The organism is Bacillus crepusculi (genome assembly GCF_014764715.1).
GTDB lineage: Bacteria > Bacillota > Bacilli > Bacillales > Bacillaceae > Bacillus.
On the sequence record NZ_JACXXE010000008.1, the window covers coordinates 19196 to 37199 of the forward strand.

Sequence of the window (18004 nt, forward strand, 5' to 3'; positions counted from 1 at the left end):
GTATCACCGCTTATAATAAATTTTGTGATGTTTATTTTAGCACAACCAACAATGGTTGAAAAACAGCTAGAGGTGGGTTTCATGAATTTCGACGAACAGATCATACGTAAAGGTTCAAAATCAGTGAAATGGGATCAAGCAGAGTCTTTGTTCCTCACAACAGATGCACTGCCGATGTGGGTAGCAGATATGGATTTTAAAGCGCCACAGGTCGTCCTTGATGCATTAAAAGAACGATTAGATCACGGCGTATTTGGCTATGCCTATCAGGATCACCAAACGCAGCAGGCAGTGGCCGGCTGGCTCAAAAGAAGACATGGATGGACGATTCAAACAGAAGCTGTCACCTTCACACCAGGTATCGTGACGGCACTTAGTTTTGCTGTCCAAGCCTTTACAGAACCGAATGATGAGGTGGTGATTCAGTCTCCAGTGTATACGCCTTTTTATCAAATGATTGAAAGAAATGGACGTACTGTCTCAACCAATCCTTTAAAAATAGAAAATAACCGCTACATGATGGATTTTGATGATTTAGAGAAAAAACTAAGCAGACCAGAGGCGAAGCTGATGTTCCTTTGTCATCCGCATAACCCGTCCGGCAGAGCGTGGTCAAAAGAGGAATTAAAACGAGTGGGAGACCTATGTATCAAGCATGGTGTAACAGTCGTTTCAGATGAGATTCATTCTGATTTGATGCTATACGGGAAGCCGCATGTGCCATTTGCTAGTCTTTCTGATGATATTGCAAATATTACAGTAACGTGTATTGCACCAAGTAAAACCTTTAATTTAGCTGGGCTTCAGGCATCTGCCATTATCATTTCGGATGAAGAAAAAAGAACCCTTTTCACCAATGAAGTGCACAGAAACGGGCTGGCCAAACTGAATGCATTTGCCATTCCTGCGATGGAAGCGGCCTATCGCCTAGGGGATGAGTGGCTCGATTCACTTGTTCTTTATCTCGAAAACAATATGAAGATGGCGATGGACTATATTGACGAACATCTTCCGAATATGCGTTATATGAAACCAGATGCTTCTTATTTATTGTGGCTGGACATTCGTGATTATCAATTGACTCGAGCGGAATTGAAACGGAATTTGCTGAAAAAGGGGAAAGTCATACTAGAGCTTGGACATGTGTATGGACATGAAGGAGACGGCTTTATTCGGATGAATCTCGGCTGTCCTGCTCTCACGGTGAAAGAGGGTCTGACACGCCTTCATCGAGCATTCACTCTATCAACCAAGTAAGACCAATTATACAAAAGAGCATCCTAGCGGGTGTTCTTTTTAAAGAAAAAAACCCTCCTTTTATCATATCTACTTTGTACATGAGATGATATAATGAGAGGAATTACTATTATTTACGAGGAGAGCATTTAAATGGAAATGTTCAAGGATTTTCTGCTCCATGTATCTTTTATTCTATTTCCAATCTTTTTATATCATGCGCTATGGCTAAGCCGGACCCCTGCTCATTTCCCAAAAAGGAACAAACTGCTCATCACAATATTTGCATCCATCTCTTCCGCACTATGTATTCTATATCCAGTTGGTTCGATTTTAGATTTACAAACTGGGCTTCAATCAATTCCCCTTGTACTTGCCATTTTATACGGAGGGTACACTGCCGGTATTGTCGCCATCTTGATTAGCTCTATTGTCAAATTCGTGATGTATGGCTCTTTCTTATGGATTGGACTCATTGTTGTACCGATTTACTTTTTCATCCCATTTCTGTTCTACCGGAAATGGCGTCAATATTCAAAGGTAAAAAAGCTGATATTCGGAGTCCTCATCGGTCTATCAAAAGGAATCTTTATTTACATTGGACTGCTTGCAGTCAGCCTAATAGAATACAGCCCAGCTTTTATTATGCAGCAAAAGTTCCTTGAGTTATTTTTCTCAACTCTTTATTACATATTTTTTCTTGTGCTAAGTATCTATTCCATTGAATTCATCAAAGAAAATGCACAAATGAGAACACAGCTCGTCCAGTCAGAAAAGCTGACCATTGTGAGTGAGCTCGCTGCAAGTGTCGCCCATGAAGTCCGCAATCCGCTTACAGTTGTGAGAGGGTTTATTCAATTGCTCTTTTCTAGTGACAATGTAAAAGAGCCGCCTGCTCATAAAGATTATAAAAATCTCGTTCTGTCCGAGTTAGACCGCGCGCAGGATATTATCACGAGTTATCTTGATATTGCGAAACAAAACTATTATCAAATTGAATCTCTCAATCTGTCTAAATTACTTGAGGAATGTGCATCACTGATGACATCCTATGCGAATTTTAAATCGGTCACGATTCATCAATCCATTGAACCCGGCCTATACATTCAAGGTGATGAAACGAAGATCAAGCAAGTCATGATTAATTTAATCAAAAATGCGATTGAAGCAGCCCCCGATCACGAAGGGAAAGTGGAACTTTTTGCTTCAAAAGAAAATCATAAAATATGCCTTTATTTCATTGATAACGGTGTAGGCATGACAGAAAGCCAAATGAAAAAGCTTGGCGAACCGTATTACACCTTGAAAAATAAAGGGACTGGACTTGGGCTCACAGTGACCTTCTCTATCATAGAAAATCACCACGGAACCATTCGTTTCAAAAGCTCTCTACAGTCTGGTACAACAGTCACCGTGAAGTTTCCTGAAGACACAAGAAGGAAATGATCAATCCATATTTTTTGTTCTTTTTTCATCTATCTGCTCCTGCTTCTTAGACGCGCGAACGATCAGACGAAAGCAGATAAATGCAGCAATAAAGAAAAGTACTGTGGTGATTGCCGCTGGGATGTACTCCCTTTTATCTTCAGGAAAATACAGTAAAAAGAGTGCGATGAACGACAGCATTCGCCATTCCCCCTTTTGCTCGTTTACCTCACTATATTAGCTAAAAGAAATGAAATACCTTCCTGCGAGAAGGAAATGGAGGAATTTCACATGACAGACATTCAAATGGGACAGGTTGTGAAAGGTTTTTACAAAACAGGTGTGTACGTTGGGGAAGTGACAGCAGTGAAACCGTCGGCCTATCTCGTTCAAATCAAAGCGGTTCTGACACATCCCACTCAAGGCGACCTGCATCATCCGAAAGAAGCAGACGTGCCTTTTTTTCAGGAGAGGCGAGCTTTGGCCTATAGAGAACAGACAAATATCCCTCATCATATGGTAAAGCCTTTCGATGGTGACATACCTGATTATCAAGTGTCACTGAAAGAAGCCGTAAACAAATTAAAAAAAGCGCTCCATGCGGATGATTCCAAATGGGCTGAAAAATCGAGAGCCTGCCTATCTTCTCTTGAAAAAGATTATTTTCCAGAAGACGCCCGCTAATCAGTCGAATCAAAAAAATGAGAGAAATCGATGAGTTCGCCAATTTTGGTTGTTTTCGGGTTTTCCACATAGGCTCTGTCTTTTTCAAAAAGAGTGAACAGCTGATAAGTCGTCATGGCATCATCAAGTGCTTTATGATGCTTACCAGCTCCTTCACTGCCATATTCCTTTGCGGCTTTTCGCAGCCCCGTAAGTGTTCGGTCACCAAAAAAGGTTTTATATTCAAAGGCGAGATCCCGCGTCTTTCCTTTAAAAGGAAAGGCAATATGGTTGAGCATACAGTTTTGCTTCAATACCTTCATGTCCATATTCCCCCACGTGATAATCTCACAGTCCTCTCCCCCATCAAGCGACATGAGCTTCTCGATAAACGTCTCAAATGAAATCCCGCCGTCTACATCCTGCTGCGTAATTCCGAGAAAAGTTTTACAGCGCTTTGTCAGCTTCGGGAATTTTTTCGGTTTGACGTAGCTTGAGAACGTGTCTATGATCGTTTCATTTGTTGCTTTCACTACCCCAGCCTCAATAATTTCAGGGAAAAAATTTTGTGGATGATACTTTCCATCAGGCATCGTAAATTCAAAATCGACCACAAGCAACGTCTTCTGTTCCACCAGTCTCACCCCACTTTCTCGTCTGTTTTTGATCCTGCTATCATTATATTAAGACGGACCTTGAAATCACTTCATTTTTGCGAAAATAATGCAGATTCACTATGCCCAACCTATTCACCAGATGAAAGATCGTTTATTTTCCTTTATAATTATTAAGGAACACGAAATAATTAAAGAAGGTGGTCTCTATCACAAACAGGAAGAAAAACTTGTACATCATGTGGTTTGTGAACTTTTTTGTATCTGCCAGCATTACAATGATCGTCCCTTTTTTATCACTTTACATAGAATCTCTTGATAGTAGCTATTCGAATGAATTTGTCCAAAGATGGAGCGGCTATGTCTTTGGGGTCACGTTTTTAACGGCCTTTTTGATCTCTCCAATTTGGGGACGAATTGGGGATAAGCATGGGTATAAAAAGATTTTGTTACTGAACGGCATTGGCATTGCCACGAGTATTCTATTAATGGGGCTTGTTCAAACCGTTTATCAGCTATTCGCACTGCGGCTCTTCATGGGGCTTGTCACAGGCTTTATCTCTACTTCAATGGCGCTGATCTCTGCTCAGACTGAAAAGGCAACTGCCGGTAAAACATTAGGAACCATGCAAATGAGTAATGTCGCCGGAGGATTGTTCGGCCCATTAATGGGCGGGTTTATGGCAGACAGCGTCGGATTCATTTATACGTTTTTCTTAACAGCCGCTGTCATTTATGTGTCGGCTATTGTCATTATCTTTGGTGTGAAGGAGCAGCCGATCCGGTCAAAAGAAGCAAAGCGCGTCTCTTACTCACGAAAGGATGTACTCATTCATATTTTCAAACAGCCATTGCTTGTGGTCACGATGCTTTTAACGTTTATTACGCAAGTGGGGAATTTTAGTATTCAGCCACTTTTAGCCTTATACATTCATGATTTGCACGGCCCGGTCAATCTTGCCTTTTATGCGGGACTGGCGTTTTCTGCAACTGGACTTGGCAACTTGCTCTTTACTCGAAAATGGGGAGAGCTTGGGGATCGAATCGGACACGATAAGGTGCTGCTTGCCCTTCTCATCCTCTCCTCTATTTTATTCATCCCGCAAGCCATGGCGGATTCCTACGTCATGTTAGTCATTTTTCGTTTTCTGTACGGGATGGCACTAGGCGGAATTATTCCGTGTACGACGGCGTATATTCGAATCAAAGCACCTACCTCCATGCAAGGGGAGGTGCTCGGATACAACGTCAGCTTCCGATTTCTCGGGAATGTCGTCGGTCCAGTCATCGGCGGCATTGTAGCGAGTCATTACGGGATTCCTGCTGTCTTTTATGTCACTGCCGGGATTTTTCTGTTTGGCGCGTTATTTTTGTGGGCGGTCCGCTCACATTCACAGGCAAAAGAAAGGAGTGTCTGATCCATCATCAGATACTCTTTTTTCATGTCTAGAAGCCCTCTTCACTAGACTTCACACCCATTCTTTTCTAAAAATAACCTTCTCGTATTCGCAAAAGAATGGTACGATATGGCTAGAAAATTGAAGAAAGTGAGTGACCTCATGTTTCGTGCAATGATTGGTTGGTTATTACTTGCTGCCCTCATCCCATTATTTGTTCTGACTTTTTATCTATCAAAGGAAGAAGCTGCAAGTGTAAAGCCTGTTAACGAAGTGCTTGATCAAAAAATCAAGCTGGAAAAGATAGATTTTTCCCAAAACAGTTATATGTATGATCGGGATGGTTCTCTCATCTCTGAGATCGTATCGAATGATGAGAACCGAGTTTTCGTTCAATACGATAAAATTCCTGATCCTGTGAAGGAGCTGTTCCTCCGCTCAGAGGACCGCAACTTTTATGACCATAAAGGCATTGACTTTATGGGGGTTGTCCGCGCCCTTGCCGCAAATGTCAAAAACCATGGCATCAGCCAAGGTGCGAGTACGATCACACAGCAGTTATCCCGTAACTTATATTTAAGCCATGAACGTTCGTTCAGCCGAAAGTTTACGGAGCTGCTCTATTCCTATGAACTCGAGCGGAAATTTACGAAAGATGAAATTCTCGAAAGCTATTTAAATACGATTTATTTTAGTAACGGGGTTTACGGTGTCGGTTCTGCGGCTAATTACTATTTTGATAAGCCGCTTAGTTCTTTGTCGCTGGCACAGATGGCATTTATCTCTGCTATTCCAAACAACCCAACACTGTATGATCCATTAAAACAATTCAAACACACAAAGAAACGACAAGAACGGCTACTCGGGATTTTGAAAAAAGATGGCGTCATCACCAAGAAGCAATACAAAAAAGCCGTCAAAGAAAAAATCAGCCTGTCCTTAAGTGAAAAGAAAAATCTTTACCCTGACTATGTGACATATGCCAATGAGGAATTTACCGATCTTGTGTCTGATCAGGAAGGCTTTACAAAACGATTGAAGAAGGCAAAAACAGCAGGAGCAAAAAAAGCCATTCAAAAGGAATTATCTGAAAAGGTGAGTGCCCTGCTCCAGGATGGCGTGAAGATTTATACAGCACTTGATCCTTCCTTACAGCAAAGAGCGGTCTATCAGCTCAATGCTCAATTGCCTTATCAAGGTGTGGAAGGCGGATCAGCCGTCATTAACCATGAAACCCATCAAATTGTTGCACTTGCTGGCGGGAAAAACTATAAAAAGTTTGATTTCAACTACGCCTATCAAGCGCAAAGACAGCCCGGTTCTGCGATTAAACCGCTTTTAGACTATGGTCCTTACATTGATCAAACAGGGGCAACAGCTTCAAGCACCATCAGTGCCGGCAAGTTTTGTAGCAGTGGTTACTGTCCGCAGAACTATAATCACAAAACGTATGGTACGGTCTCACTTGAAACAGCCTTTAAGAATTCTTACAATACCCCTGCAATCCGAATGCTGGATACAGTAGGCGTCAAAAAAGGCTTCAGCTATTTAGAGAAATTCTCATTCGAACATATTGTAGCAGATGACTATCGCCTTCCTTCTGCACTTGGAGGATTTACGAAAGGCTTCTCGCCGCTAGAAATAACAGATGCGTATACCGTTTTTGGCAATCAAGGTGCCTACACGCAAAGTCATTCGATCACAAAGGTGACAGACTTAAACGGCAAAACCCTATACAAGTGGAAGGAATCACCGAAGCAAGTGTATTCTCAGCGTACAAATGAAACGATGCGCAAACTACTGGCCTCCGTTGTGAAAAGTGGAACAGGGAAAAAAGCCAATTTCAACTCCCCTTACATCGGTGGTAAAACGGGGACCTCTAATGACTACAAGGACATTTGGTTTGTTGGACTGACTGATCAATATACAATGGGTGTATGGGTCGGAAGAGATAGAGGAACGGTTGAATCAATTTATAGCTCAAGCCCGCACTTACGTATTTGGAAAAATACGATGCAATACGCCAGATAAACAGGAGGTTTGATTGCGATGCATTCAACACACCCGCCCCATTTGATTTTATTTGACGGTGTCTGCAACGTATGCAGCGGCGCTGTTCAGTTTGTGATTAAGCACGATCCGGATGAGCGGATGATGTTTGCTTCTTTACAATCAGATACAGGGCAGCGAATTTTACAAGAACATGGTTTGCCTTTAGATGAGTTCAATTCATTCATTTATATTGAAGAAGGCACTCTTTATATGAAGTCGACAGGCATTTTAAAAGCTGCATGGCATCTAAAAGGAATGTACCGGTGGAGCTATTTGCTCCTCGCCATTCCGCGCCCAATCCGTGATTGGTTTTATCAGCTCATCGCGAAAAATCGCTACAAATGGTTTGGGCAAAAAACATCCTGTATGATGCCTACACCCGATATTCAAAAACGATTTCTTTCATAAAAAAAAAGCATCCTCCATCATGTCGGAGGATGCTTTCTTTGTCTGTTTAAGCAGGCAGACTCGCCATTACACTATTATAAAGCTTAATAAATAAGTACAAAATGCCGATTAAAAATGTGGCCCAAAACAGCAGAATAAACATCATAAATCCAATTAAATTCAGCATAGAAAGCGATTGATAAATACGTACGACAACCCAGATAAAATAAACAAGACTTGCTAAAACAAACAGTCCCACAAGCAGAATCAACTGCTGCGTCAACAGAAAGGCAAGCAAGCTGGCAAACAAATAAACAACGGATGCAATCCGAATTTTCTTTAAGTTCTCCCCTTCAGGGTCCTTAGCGAAAAAGAGTAGCGCCAGCTCTAACACCGTATCTGCAATCAGTTTTAAGGCAGATAAGATCATAAAGTAAACAAGTGCAAAAGCGGCAAAAAGAGCAAGACGGATGCCCTGTTCTGAGAAGAATTCCAGCATTCCTTTTAAAATACCTGCCTGCGTCAAGAAATCAGTCGTGATCCCTACGGTGAAAATCGAAAAAGCAGAGCTGAATAGTAAAATAGAAATCAGCGGAAAATATCCAGTCAAATATGTATTTTTCATAAATAGATCCTTTCTCATAAGCTCACATTTATTATGGCTCACTTAAAACGGATTGACAAGATGCTTTCAAAGTAAACTGGCAACAAAATCAAATTTGTGATTTTGAACGTACATTCCTTCACAAACTTACATTTTCCCGTTAAAGTATTACTATTACGAAAAAATCGCGTTAGGGGTATACTCGTGAAAAAAACTTTAAGACTGCAAACACGGCTGACGATCTTTGTTTGTATCGTTGTCCTGATCTCTCTTTGTATCACATTCTTTACGATATGGTCGGAAACAGCCAAGAATATTCATCAGCAGGAGCGTGACATTGCCCTCTCCACTGCCAAAATGGTCGCAGAGGCTCCGATCACAGCGAAATCATTAGAAGATCATTCATACTCAGCACTGCGTAAATATACAACAAGTGTTCAGCGAATCACCAAAACGGAATTTGTTGTCGTCATGGATATGAACGGCATTCGCAAAACACATCCGAATCCGCAAAAGATCGGGAAACGGTTTGCTGGCGGTGATGAAAAACCGGCATTACACGGTAAAGAACATATTAGTACAGCTTCTGGAACACTAGGCAGATCCATGCGTGCTTTTGTTCCTGTTTATGATCAAAACGGAAAGCAGCTCGGAGCTGTAGCAGTAGGGATTACATTAAAGGAAATTGATTTGATTATTCATCAAAGCTTACTTCCGCTCTACTTCGTCACATCACTTAGCCTTCTGTCTGGCATTATCGGCGCACTCATTGTTGCGCGCAAAGTGAAGAAGATTATGTTTGGGCTGGAGCCGGATGAGATCGCCACATTATTAAAAGAACGAAGCGCTATGCTAGAATCAACGAAAGAAGGAATTCTTGCGGTCGATCAGCACGGTAAAATCAAGCTGGCCAATCTAGAAGCCAAACGCCTCTTTCATAATATGGGCATTAAAGGTGATCCTAGAGAACAAGATGTTCAGACTCTCCTTCCTTCAAGCGGCTTAAAGCAAGTGATTGAAACCCGCAAGCCGCTGCTTGATCGTGATGTGAGAATGAATGGACTGGAACTTGTCTTTAATGAGGTACCAATTACGGTAAAGGGTGAGATTGTTGGGGCGATTGCTACCTTCCGTGACAAAACAGAAGTCAAACACCTTGCTGAGCAGCTTAGCGGCGTCAAGATGTATGCCAATGCCCTTCGTGCCCAATCACACGAATTTATGAACAAGCTCCATGTGATTTTAGGATTGGTCCAGCTCAAAAATTACGATGACCTTGGCACCTATATCAAAGATATTGCCATTTATCAGCAAACAGAAACCAATGAAATCATCAACCATGTGAAAAACTCTGTCTTAGCAGGATTTTTACTAGGAAAACAAAGCTACATCAGAGAACAAGGTGCTACCTTAGAAGTCATGTGCAGCACACAGGTTCCAAACACAGAGGACCCCGCAGTGACGCATGATCTCATCACCGTTATTGGCAACCTGTTAAATAACGCACTCGACGCTGTTTCTCATACAGAGATCAAAAACATCTCGATCTCCTTCCGATACGCCCAGGAGCAGCTTCATATTGAAATTACGGACACAGGGGTCGGTCTGACAAAAGAAGAACAGAGCATCATGTTTGATCAAGGCTTTTCAACAAAAGGAGAAGACAGAGGATTCGGGCTCTACTTCGTTGACCAAAGCATTAAAAAATTGAACGGACATATGATTGTCACGAGTGAAAAAGGAGAAGGAACGACCTTTAGTCTTCGCATTCCGTATAAACAAAAGGAGGATTCACATGATTAATGTGTTAATAGTAGAAGATGACCCAATGGTTGGGGAGCTGAACAAACGCTATCTAAGCCAAATAGAAGGCTTTGAGTTAAAGGGGATTGCTACCTCCTTTCAGAAGGCACTAGAATTTTTAAAAACAGAAGTCATTCATCTTGTACTGCTCGATATTTATATGCCTGGGCAAAATGGGCTGGCGCTATTATCAGAAATTCGCCAGCAAAATCATTCTGTTGATGTCATCGTCATTTCGGCTGCCAATGAAGTCGACGTTGTGCAGCAAACGATGCGAAACGGTGCTGTTGATTATTTAATCAAGCCGTTTGAGTTCGAACGATTCCAATCAGCTTTGGCAGAGTATAAAAGAAAACACGCCTTGTACCAATCGATGAACAGCATCTCGCAAAACGATTTAGATGCGAAGCTCTTTCATAAAAAAGCAGATGCAGAAAAAGTCCTTCTGCCAAAAGGTCTGACGAAAAGCACCTTAAAACTGATCTGGACAAGCATTCAATCATTTGGTCAGCAGGCTTTCACGACCGAAGACCTAGCCAACCATACAGAAATTTCTCAAGTTTCCATTAGAAAATACTTGAAATTTCTTGAGGACATCGAAGTAGTTGATGTGGAAATGGCGTATGGAACAATTGGACGCCCTGTTTTCCAATATAAACTCAATACGAATCATATGAATTTGATTCAGCAATATCTATAATTTGATGCATCTGACCTTTCCCAAAGGCCAGGTGTTTTTTTATAGCATACGATCTAACAAACCCCTTGATATCAGCGGTTCCACTGTAATATGGTACATTGCAAAAGCGGCATTATATCATATTTCAACCGATAAAAAGACATCCAATTAAACCTTTTAACATTTTTTTTAAAATAAAACAAATTTCTATTTATTTATTCGATCGGAAATGATAAATTATGATTGATTAGTTCAACGAGATATAAGTCTGATGTCTTACTTCTTCTCTCCTGCACTCCATAAGTTTCATGGAAAAGCAGGATAAAATACCCTTTTTATAAGGGTGAGAAGAGATAGGTCGGTCTTTTTTCGCGAGACTTTTCTGAAACTTTTTAATATTATAGGGGGTTATGTTTTGAAGAAGCGCAAAATTGGACTAGCATTGTCCTTAGTCGTAGCAGCAGGAACCATCCTTGGAGCATGCGGCAACTCTGGCTCAAACAGCGGTGAAAACAAAAAAGATAAAGATCAATTCACTGTTGCAATGGTAACTGACGTCGGTGGTGTCGATGACAAATCGTTTAACCAATCCGCTTGGGAAGGTCTACAAGCATTTGGGAAAGACAACAATTTAACAAAAGGTAAAAACGGCTTTGATTACTTACAATCTAAATCAGACGCTGACTATACAACAAACTTAAACACACTTGCTCGTGAGAAATTCGACCTGATTTATGGTATTGGTTTCTTAATGCAAGATTCTATTAGCGAAATCGCAGATCAACGTAAGAAAAACCATTTTGCAATTGTTGATGCAGTTGTGAAAAAAGACAACGTAGCAAGCATTACGTTTAACGAAAACGAAGGATCATTCCTTGTTGGTGTTGCGGCTGCTCTTTCTACAAAGTCGAACAAAATCGGTTTTGTTGGCGGCGTTGACTCTGAATTAATCAGAAAATTCGAAGTTGGATTCCGCGCAGGCGTCGAAGCAGCTAATCCGAAAGCAAAAGTTGAAGTGAAATATGCTGGTGCATTCGATAAAGCAGACATCGGGAAAGCAACCGCTGAAAGCATGTACAAATCTGGCGTCGACATCATTTATCATGCAGCTGGCGGCACTGGAACTGGTGTCTTCACAGAAGCGAAAAACCTGAAAAAAGCTGATCCTAACCGTAAAGTTTGGGTCATCGGTGTAGATAAAGATCAGTATGACGAAGGAAAAGTACCTGGAACAAAACAAAGTGTCACCCTTACTTCTATGATTAAGAAAGTAGACACAGCGGTACAAGACTTAACGACAAAAGCAAAAGAAGGTAAATTCCCTGGCGGCGAAGTGATCACTTACGGTCTGAAGGAAGGCGCTGTTGACATTTCTCCATCTCAAGATAACCTTGACAAAGATGTATTGAAAAAAGTAGAAGAATGGAAACAAAAAATCATCAAGGGTGAAGTCAAAATCCCTGCAACACGTGATGAACTAAAAGATTTTAAAGCTTAATTTGAGCATCGGGATAAGCACGCCTTATCCCCTTGCCTCTCCTTTACCTCCTCTTTATTCGTAAAAGGTGGTAAAAGAAAAGCTGCAGCCTCGTTTTGCAGCTTTTCTTTTGCTAGTTTTTATCTTCATCAGCACCCTAAAAAAGGAGCGGTTAAACCTGTGGATTATGTCATTGAAATGTTGAATATACGCAAAGAATTCCCTGGCATTGTAGCAAACGACAACATTACGCTACAGCTAAAAAAGGGCGAAATTCATGCGCTACTTGGTGAAAACGGCGCTGGAAAATCAACGCTCATGAACGTGCTTTTCGGACTGTATCAGCCTGAAAAAGGTGAAATCAAGGTACACGGAAAACCTGTGACCATCTCTAGTCCAAATGATGCGAGTGATTTAGGCATCGGAATGGTGCATCAGCACTTTATGCTTGTTGATACATTCACTGTCGCTGAAAACATCATTTTAGGAAAAGAGCCAAAGAAGTTTGGAAAGATTGACAAAGAACAAGCCATACAGCAAGTACAAGAGCTTTCTGACCGCTATGGTTTGAAAATAGACCCTGCCGCAAAAGTATCTGACATCTCTGTCGGCATGCAGCAGCGTGCAGAAATCTTAAAGACACTTTACCGCGGCGCTGACATTTTGATCTTCGACGAACCAACAGCCGTCTTAACACCTCAAGAAATTAAAGAACTCATACAAATTATGAAAAATTTAATCAATGAAGGCAAATCCATTATTTTAATTACCCACAAGCTGAAAGAAATTATGGATGCCTGTCATCGCGTCACCATTATTCGAAAAGGCCAAGGCATTCGTACTCTCGATGTGGAAAGCACAAATAAAGACGAACTTGCGAGCCTCATGGTTGGCAGGGAAGTCTCATTTAAAACTGACAAAAAAGCAGCCTCTCCTGCTGAGGAAGTGCTTCAAATCGAGGACCTTACTGTTAAAGACGCACGAGGAATCGAAGCGGTCAAACATCTGAATCTCTCAGTGAAGGCTGGCGAAATTGTCGGAATTGCTGGGGTAGATGGCAATGGTCAGTCTGAATTAATTGAAGCCATTACCGGTCTAAAAAAATCAGAATCTGGCACGATCATGCTAAACGGGAAAGCCATTCAAAATCTCCCGCCTCGTAAGGTCACCGAATCTGGGATTGGACATATTCCTCAAGATCGTCATAAGCATGGACTTGTACTCGATTTTTCAATTGGAGAAAATATTTCCTTACAAACGTATTATCAGCGTCCTTACTCAAAATTTGGCTTGATGAATATGAAAAATATTTATGAAAAAGCAAAACGAATCATTGCGGAGTATGACGTAAGAACACCGAGTGAATATACAGAGGCGCGCGCCCTGTCAGGTGGTAACCAGCAAAAAGCCATTATTGGCCGTGAGGTTGACCGCAATCCTGATTTATTAATTGCCGCTCAGCCGACACGAGGTCTTGATGTTGGTGCGATTGAATTTGTTCATAAGCGTCTGATTGAGCAAAGAGACTCCGGCAAAGCCGTTTTGCTCATCTCCTTTGAGCTTGATGAAATTATCAATGTCAGTGATAAGATTGCTGTCATTTTCGAAGGCAGCATTATTGCCATTGTTGATCCAAAAGAAACAACAGAGCAAGAGCTAGGTCTATTAATGGCTGGAAGTACGCAACAGGAAGTGGGGAAAGAAGCAAATGTCTAATCGCTTAACAAATCTGCTGATTCCGCTTATAGCCATTGTACTTGGTCTTTTCGTTGGGGCCATTATTATGCTGGCAAGCGGTTATAGTGTCATCGAAGGCTACGGTGCCCTTTGGAATGGCGTCTTCGGTGAAACCTATTATATGGGAGAAACCATCAGGCAAGTGACACCTTATATTTTATCAGGACTTGCTGTTGCTTTTGCATTTCGGACAGGTCTCTTTAATATCGGTGTAGAAGGTCAAATGCTCATTGGCTGGGTAGCTGCTGTATGGATCGGAACAACCGTCCATGCACCTATGTATATCCATCTGCCGCTTGCACTCATCACGGCTGCTGCCGCAGGTGCATTATGGGGCTTTATTCCTGGATTTTTAAAGGCCCGATTTTATGTTCATGAAGTCATTGTGACGATCATGATGAACTATATTGCGCTTCATGTCACAAACTATTTGATCTCAAATGTCTTAACAGACAATAAAGATAAGACAGAAAAAATTGATGCCACTGCCTCACTTCGCTCTGGATTTTTTGAGCAAATCACCGATTTTTCCCGAATGCATAATGGGATTTTTGTTGCCATTATTGCTGCGGTCGTGATGTGGGTCATTATTCAAAAAACCTCTAAAGGCTTTGAATTACGGGCTGTTGGGATGAACCAGCAGGCATCACATTATGCCGGCATGAACGTTCGCCGCAACATCATTTATGCGATGCTCATTTCAGGTGCCTTTGCAGGGCTTGCAGGCGCAATGGAAGGTCTTGGCACATTTGAATATGCCTCTATTAAAGGCTCGTTTACAGGCGTCGGTTTTGATGGAATCGCTGTTGCCTTATTAGGCGGAAATACAGCCGTTGGTGTCGTCTTAGCGGCATTACTGCTTGGTGGATTGAAGGTCGGTGCTTTAAATATGCCACTTGAATCTGGCGTACCGACTGAGGTCGTTGATATTGTCATTGCGATCATTATTCTTTTCGTCGCCTCAAGCTATATCATCCGTCTTGTCATTCAACAAATGAAGAAAAAGGGGGGAAAATAAGTGGGATTTCTGCAAATACTTGAAATCATCGTCCCAGCTACACTTGTTTATGCTGCACCACTTATTTTAACCGCTCTTGGAGGCGTCTTTTCAGAAAGATCAGGTGTTGTCAATATCGGTCTTGAAGGTTTGATGGTCGTCGGAGCATTTTCCAGTATTATCTTTAACTTATTTTTTGCTGATACGTTTGGGGCCTTGACCCCGTGGCTTGGGCTTCTCATCGGAATGGCCGTTGGCGGATTGTTCTCTCTAATTCATGCAGTTGCGACCATTACCTTCCGAGCAGATCAAACGGTCAGTGGTGTTGCCATTAACATGCTGGCACTTGGCGCTACACTATTTGTCGTGAAACTCATTTACGGGAAAGCACAAACAGATAAAATTACAGAGCCTTTCTATAAAGGAGATATTCCCCTTTTAAGTGATATTCCGATCATTGGCGATATTTTCTTCAAAGATGTTTATTATACGTCCATACTCGCCTTGGCTCTTGCGGTTGTTGCTTGGTTTGTTTTGTTTAAAATGCCGTTTGGTCTTCGTCTTCGTGCAGTTGGAGAGCATCCAATGGCTGCTGATACAATGGGAATCAAAGTGTACCGGATGCGCTATATCGGCGTCTTCATTAGTGGTCTGTTTGGCGGTCTTGGCGGAGCTGTTTATGCGTCGACCATCGCGCTTGATTTCTCACATGCGACCATTACTGGTCAAGGCTTCATCGCTTTAGCTGCGCTTGTATTCGGCAAATGGCATCCATTCGGCGCAATGGGCGCTGCTTTATTCTTTGGATTTGCACAAAGTTTAAGCATCATCGGCTCACTTTTACCGCTGTTTCAGGATATACCGAACGTGTACATGCTCATTGCACCATATGTGCTGACGATCCTAGCACTTACTGGCTTCATCGGACGAGCAGATGCACCAAAAGCACTTGGTACACCTTATTTAAAAGGAAAACGATAAATACGATGTATGATCAATCCCCTGAAGGATAAACTACCTTCAGGGGATTTTTGTATGATAAAAACGATAAAATCCCCCTATTTATTTTACTTTTATTACACTTAATTTAGTTTAATAAATAGATGAGTGTCACAGAATCTTCTACAATTGAGACAAATAGCATTTGGGGGTGTTTATGTGGCTAATGCACAACAATTGAAATCGATTACAAATGATTCTGACAATAATAAAAGCGTTTTCCGAAAGATGATGTCTTGGAAAATTGGTGTTATTGATCTACCTGTGTATTTAGTACTTGCAGCGATTATTTTAACGGCCGCTTATTTTAATAAAATTCCAGCAAATATGCTTGGCGGTTTCGCTGTTATTATGATTTTAGGGATTTTCCTTGGAGATGTAGGACAACGTATTCCAATCTTAAGAGATATTGGTGGACCAGCGATTCTTTCTTTATTCGTACCATCGTTCCTGGTCTTTTTTCATGTTCTGAATCCGAACTCGTTGGAAGCGGTTACGTCTCTTATGAAAACGTCTAACTTCCTTTATTTCTATATTTCTGCTCTTGTCGTAGGTAGTATTCTCGGGATGCAGCGAACGGTATTAGTACAAGGACTTATTCGTATGTTTGTTCCTCTTGTTGCAGGTACAATCGCAGCTGTGAGTGCTGGGATTCTTGTGGGTCTTTTAGTTGGTTACACACCGCATCATTCGTTCTTCTTTATTATTGTGCCGATTATTGCCGGTGGCGTTGGAGAAGGGATTTTGCCATTATCTATCGCTTATTCACAAATTCTTGGTGTATCAGCAGAGTCATTAATTTCTCAATTAATTCCTGCTGCTGTGATTGGGAACGTCATTGCCATTATCTGTGCTGGCGCATTGAAGAAGCTTGGTGAAAAACGTCCTGAACTAAATGGTAATGGACGACTTGTTAAATCAAAAGAAGCAAATGAAATTTTCGAACAGCCTGAAATAGATAAGAAAGTTGATTTCAGCTTAATGGGTGCAGGTGTACTTGTTGCGTGTACAACCTTTATCTTTGGCGGGTTATTAGAAAGCTTTATTCATATTCCAGGTCCAATCTTAATGATTGTTCTTGCAGCATTAATCAAATACTTAAACGTGATGCCTCAGCATCTGCAAGACGGTTCACAGCAGTTCTACAAGTTTGTATCGAAAAGCTTTACATGGCCTCTCATGGTTGGTTTAGGAATTCTATACATTCCACTTGATGATGTAGCGACTGTTATCTCTATTCCTTTCGTTTGTGTATGTATCGCTGTTGTTCTAGGAATGGTTGGTTCTGGTTACTTCGTTGGGAAATTAATGAACATGTATCCAGTAGAATCTGCAATTGTGACTGGCTGCCACAGCGGACTTGGCGGTACTGGTGACGTTGCGATCCTTTCAGCTTCTGGACGAATGGGACTTATGCCTTTCGCTCAAGTCTCTACACGTCTTGGCGGAGCAGCAACTGTGATCTGCGCAACGATCCTACTTAGAATGTTTACTTAATCCAAACAATAAAAAGCATGGGCTCTTATAAAGGGCACATGCTTTTTTATATTTCTTTTCTCCTATATGTCTTATTCATCAGCTAATACAAGTCGTAAATATTCGCGAGGCTGAAAAGGGTACTGCTTGGCCTCTTCGTACGTCATATGGAGAAGATGTTCAGAAAATAGCGGCCATTCACTTCTAGCCTGCCACCTTTTTTGATCATTTCGATCAACGAAGAATGCTCCTCCTAAAATCGTGCAGAATATGCTTAAGCTGATGGCGATCTTTCGTTTCATTTGATCAGCTCCTTTAAGAAAAGCATGTACGAAATACAAAACAATATACAATGAGATTCATTTTTGATAAAATTATTTTTGTGGTCAAAAGAACCTAAAATAAATACAGTTTGCTTGAAATCGTTTCAAACCAATGCACTATGGCTGTATTTACGC

17 protein-coding genes are annotated in these 18004 nt (G+C 41.4%); 13 read left to right on the forward strand and 4 right to left on the reverse strand.

Features of this window, described 5'->3' with window-relative positions; translation table 11 throughout:
* Positions 1–81 precede the first annotated feature (81 nt).
* Positions 82–1257, forward strand: a complete 1176-nt coding sequence (locus tag IEE86_RS14015; RefSeq protein ID WP_191097774.1) for a MalY/PatB family protein — start codon at positions 82–84, stop codon at positions 1255–1257.
* A gap of 132 nt (positions 1258–1389) precedes the next feature.
* Positions 1390–2682, forward strand: a complete 1293-nt coding sequence (locus IEE86_RS14020; protein ID WP_191097775.1) for an ATP-binding protein — start codon at positions 1390–1392, stop codon at positions 2680–2682.
* Here IEE86_RS14020 and IEE86_RS14025 read toward each other — a convergent pair whose 3' ends face one another.
* Positions 2683–2862, reverse strand: a complete 180-nt coding sequence (locus IEE86_RS14025) for a hypothetical protein (RefSeq protein ID WP_191097776.1) — start codon at positions 2860–2862, stop codon at positions 2683–2685.
* A 90-nt stretch (positions 2863–2952) separates the two neighbouring features.
* On the opposite strand from IEE86_RS14025, the gene kapB reads away from it, so the two are divergent.
* Positions 2953–3345 (forward strand): kinase-associated lipoprotein KapB, encoded by a 393-nt coding sequence (kapB, locus tag IEE86_RS14030; RefSeq protein WP_191097777.1) that lies wholly within the window; start codon positions 2953–2955, stop codon positions 3343–3345.
* Here kapB and kapD read toward each other — a convergent pair.
* Entirely contained in the window at positions 3342–3959 is a 618-nt protein-coding gene (gene kapD / locus IEE86_RS14035; protein ID WP_191097778.1) for a 3'-5' exonuclease KapD, read from the reverse strand. The two genes, kapB and kapD, sit on opposite strands and share 4 nt — an antisense overlap.
* Positions 3960–4177: 218 nt before the next feature.
* Here kapD and IEE86_RS14040 point away from each other — a divergent pair, with 218 nt between their 5' ends.
* The 3 genes from IEE86_RS14040 (at position 4178) to IEE86_RS14050 (ending at position 7795) form a co-directional block, all read left to right on the forward strand.
* Positions 4178–5356 (forward strand): MFS transporter, encoded by a 1179-nt coding sequence (locus IEE86_RS14040; RefSeq protein WP_224741013.1) that lies wholly within the window; start codon positions 4178–4180, stop codon positions 5354–5356.
* Positions 5357–5464: 108 nt separating this feature from the next.
* Positions 5465–7366 carry a transglycosylase domain-containing protein gene (locus tag IEE86_RS14045; RefSeq protein WP_191097780.1) on the forward strand — a complete coding sequence of 634 codons (1902 nt, stop codon included), beginning with the start codon at positions 5465–5467 and terminating at the stop codon, positions 7364–7366.
* Positions 7367–7384: 18 nt separating this feature from the next.
* Positions 7385–7795, forward strand: coding sequence for a thiol-disulfide oxidoreductase DCC family protein (locus tag IEE86_RS14050; protein WP_191097781.1), 411 nt, complete (start codon positions 7385–7387; stop codon positions 7793–7795).
* Between the two features lie 46 nt (positions 7796–7841).
* Here the strand turns inward: IEE86_RS14050 and IEE86_RS14055 are convergent, their stop codons facing one another.
* Positions 7842–8399, reverse strand: coding sequence for a YufK family protein (locus IEE86_RS14055; RefSeq protein ID WP_008345822.1), 558 nt, complete (start codon positions 8397–8399; stop codon positions 7842–7844).
* 183 nt (positions 8400–8582) lie between these two features.
* Here IEE86_RS14055 and malK point away from each other — a divergent pair, with 183 nt between their 5' ends.
* The 7 genes from malK to IEE86_RS14090 all read left to right on the forward strand — a co-directional run bounded on the left by malK (position 8583) and on the right by IEE86_RS14090 (position 17567).
* Positions 8583–10181, forward strand: coding sequence for a malate sensor histidine kinase MalK (malK, locus tag IEE86_RS14060; protein ID WP_191097782.1), 1599 nt, complete (start codon positions 8583–8585; stop codon positions 10179–10181).
* Positions 10174–10881: a response regulator gene (locus IEE86_RS14065; RefSeq protein WP_191097783.1), complete on the forward strand. Its 708-nt coding sequence runs from the start codon at positions 10174–10176 to the stop codon at positions 10879–10881. Before malK ends, IEE86_RS14065 begins: the two co-directional genes overlap by 8 nt.
* A 394-nt stretch (positions 10882–11275) precedes the next feature.
* Positions 11276–12358: a BMP family lipoprotein gene (locus tag IEE86_RS14070; protein ID WP_191097784.1), complete on the forward strand. Its 1083-nt coding sequence runs from the start codon at positions 11276–11278 to the stop codon at positions 12356–12358.
* Between the two features lie 159 nt (positions 12359–12517).
* The gene (locus IEE86_RS14075; RefSeq protein ID WP_191097785.1) at positions 12518–14053 is read left to right on the forward strand and encodes an ABC transporter ATP-binding protein; all 1536 of its coding nucleotides are present in this window, start codon (positions 12518–12520) and stop codon (positions 14051–14053) included.
* On the forward strand, positions 14046–15092 hold the full coding sequence (locus tag IEE86_RS14080; protein ID WP_191097786.1) for an ABC transporter permease: 1047 nt from the start codon (positions 14046–14048) through the stop codon (positions 15090–15092). Before IEE86_RS14075 ends, IEE86_RS14080 begins: the two co-directional genes overlap by 8 nt.
* Complete coding sequence (locus tag IEE86_RS14085; RefSeq protein WP_048237319.1) at positions 15093–16052, forward strand: ABC transporter permease; 960 nt, start codon at positions 15093–15095, stop codon at positions 16050–16052.
* Between the two features lie 195 nt (positions 16053–16247).
* Complete coding sequence (locus tag IEE86_RS14090) at positions 16248–17567, forward strand: 2-hydroxycarboxylate transporter family protein (RefSeq protein WP_224741016.1); 1320 nt, start codon at positions 16248–16250, stop codon at positions 17565–17567.
* Positions 17568–17638: 71 nt separating this feature from the next.
* On the opposite strand, the gene IEE86_RS14095 is transcribed toward IEE86_RS14090, so the two are convergent.
* Positions 17639–17848: a hypothetical protein gene (locus IEE86_RS14095; RefSeq protein ID WP_191097788.1), complete on the reverse strand. Its 210-nt coding sequence runs from the start codon at positions 17846–17848 to the stop codon at positions 17639–17641.
* Between the last annotated feature and the right edge of the window lie 156 nt (positions 17849–18004).

Excerpts from the sequence above, each read along its gene's own strand:
- IEE86_RS14040 (WP_224741013.1), top strand. The coding sequence starts at position 4,178 with ATGTGGTTTGTGAACTTTTTTGTATCTGCCAGCATTACAATGATCGTC.
- IEE86_RS14015 (WP_191097774.1), top strand. The coding sequence starts at position 82 with ATGAATTTCGACGAACAGATCATACGTAAAGGTTCAAAATCAGTGAAA.
- IEE86_RS14095 (WP_191097788.1), bottom strand. The coding sequence starts at position 17,848 with ATGAAACGAAAGATCGCCATCAGCTTAAGCATATTCTGCACGATTTTA.
- IEE86_RS14055 (WP_008345822.1), bottom strand. The coding sequence starts at position 8,399 with ATGAAAAATACATATTTGACTGGATATTTTCCGCTGATTTCTATTTTA.
- IEE86_RS14080 (WP_191097786.1), top strand. The coding sequence starts at position 14,046 with ATGTCTAATCGCTTAACAAATCTGCTGATTCCGCTTATAGCCATTGTA.
- IEE86_RS14020 (WP_191097775.1), top strand. The coding sequence starts at position 1,390 with ATGGAAATGTTCAAGGATTTTCTGCTCCATGTATCTTTTATTCTATTT.
- IEE86_RS14050 (WP_191097781.1), top strand. The coding sequence starts at position 7,385 with ATGCATTCAACACACCCGCCCCATTTGATTTTATTTGACGGTGTCTGC.
- IEE86_RS14025 (WP_191097776.1), bottom strand. The coding sequence starts at position 2,862 with ATGCTGTCGTTCATCGCACTCTTTTTACTGTATTTTCCTGAAGATAAA.
- kapB (WP_191097777.1), top strand. The coding sequence starts at position 2,953 with ATGACAGACATTCAAATGGGACAGGTTGTGAAAGGTTTTTACAAAACA.
- IEE86_RS14045 (WP_191097780.1), top strand. The coding sequence starts at position 5,465 with ATGGCTAGAAAATTGAAGAAAGTGAGTGACCTCATGTTTCGTGCAATG.
- IEE86_RS14065 (WP_191097783.1), top strand. The coding sequence starts at position 10,174 with ATGATTAATGTGTTAATAGTAGAAGATGACCCAATGGTTGGGGAGCTG.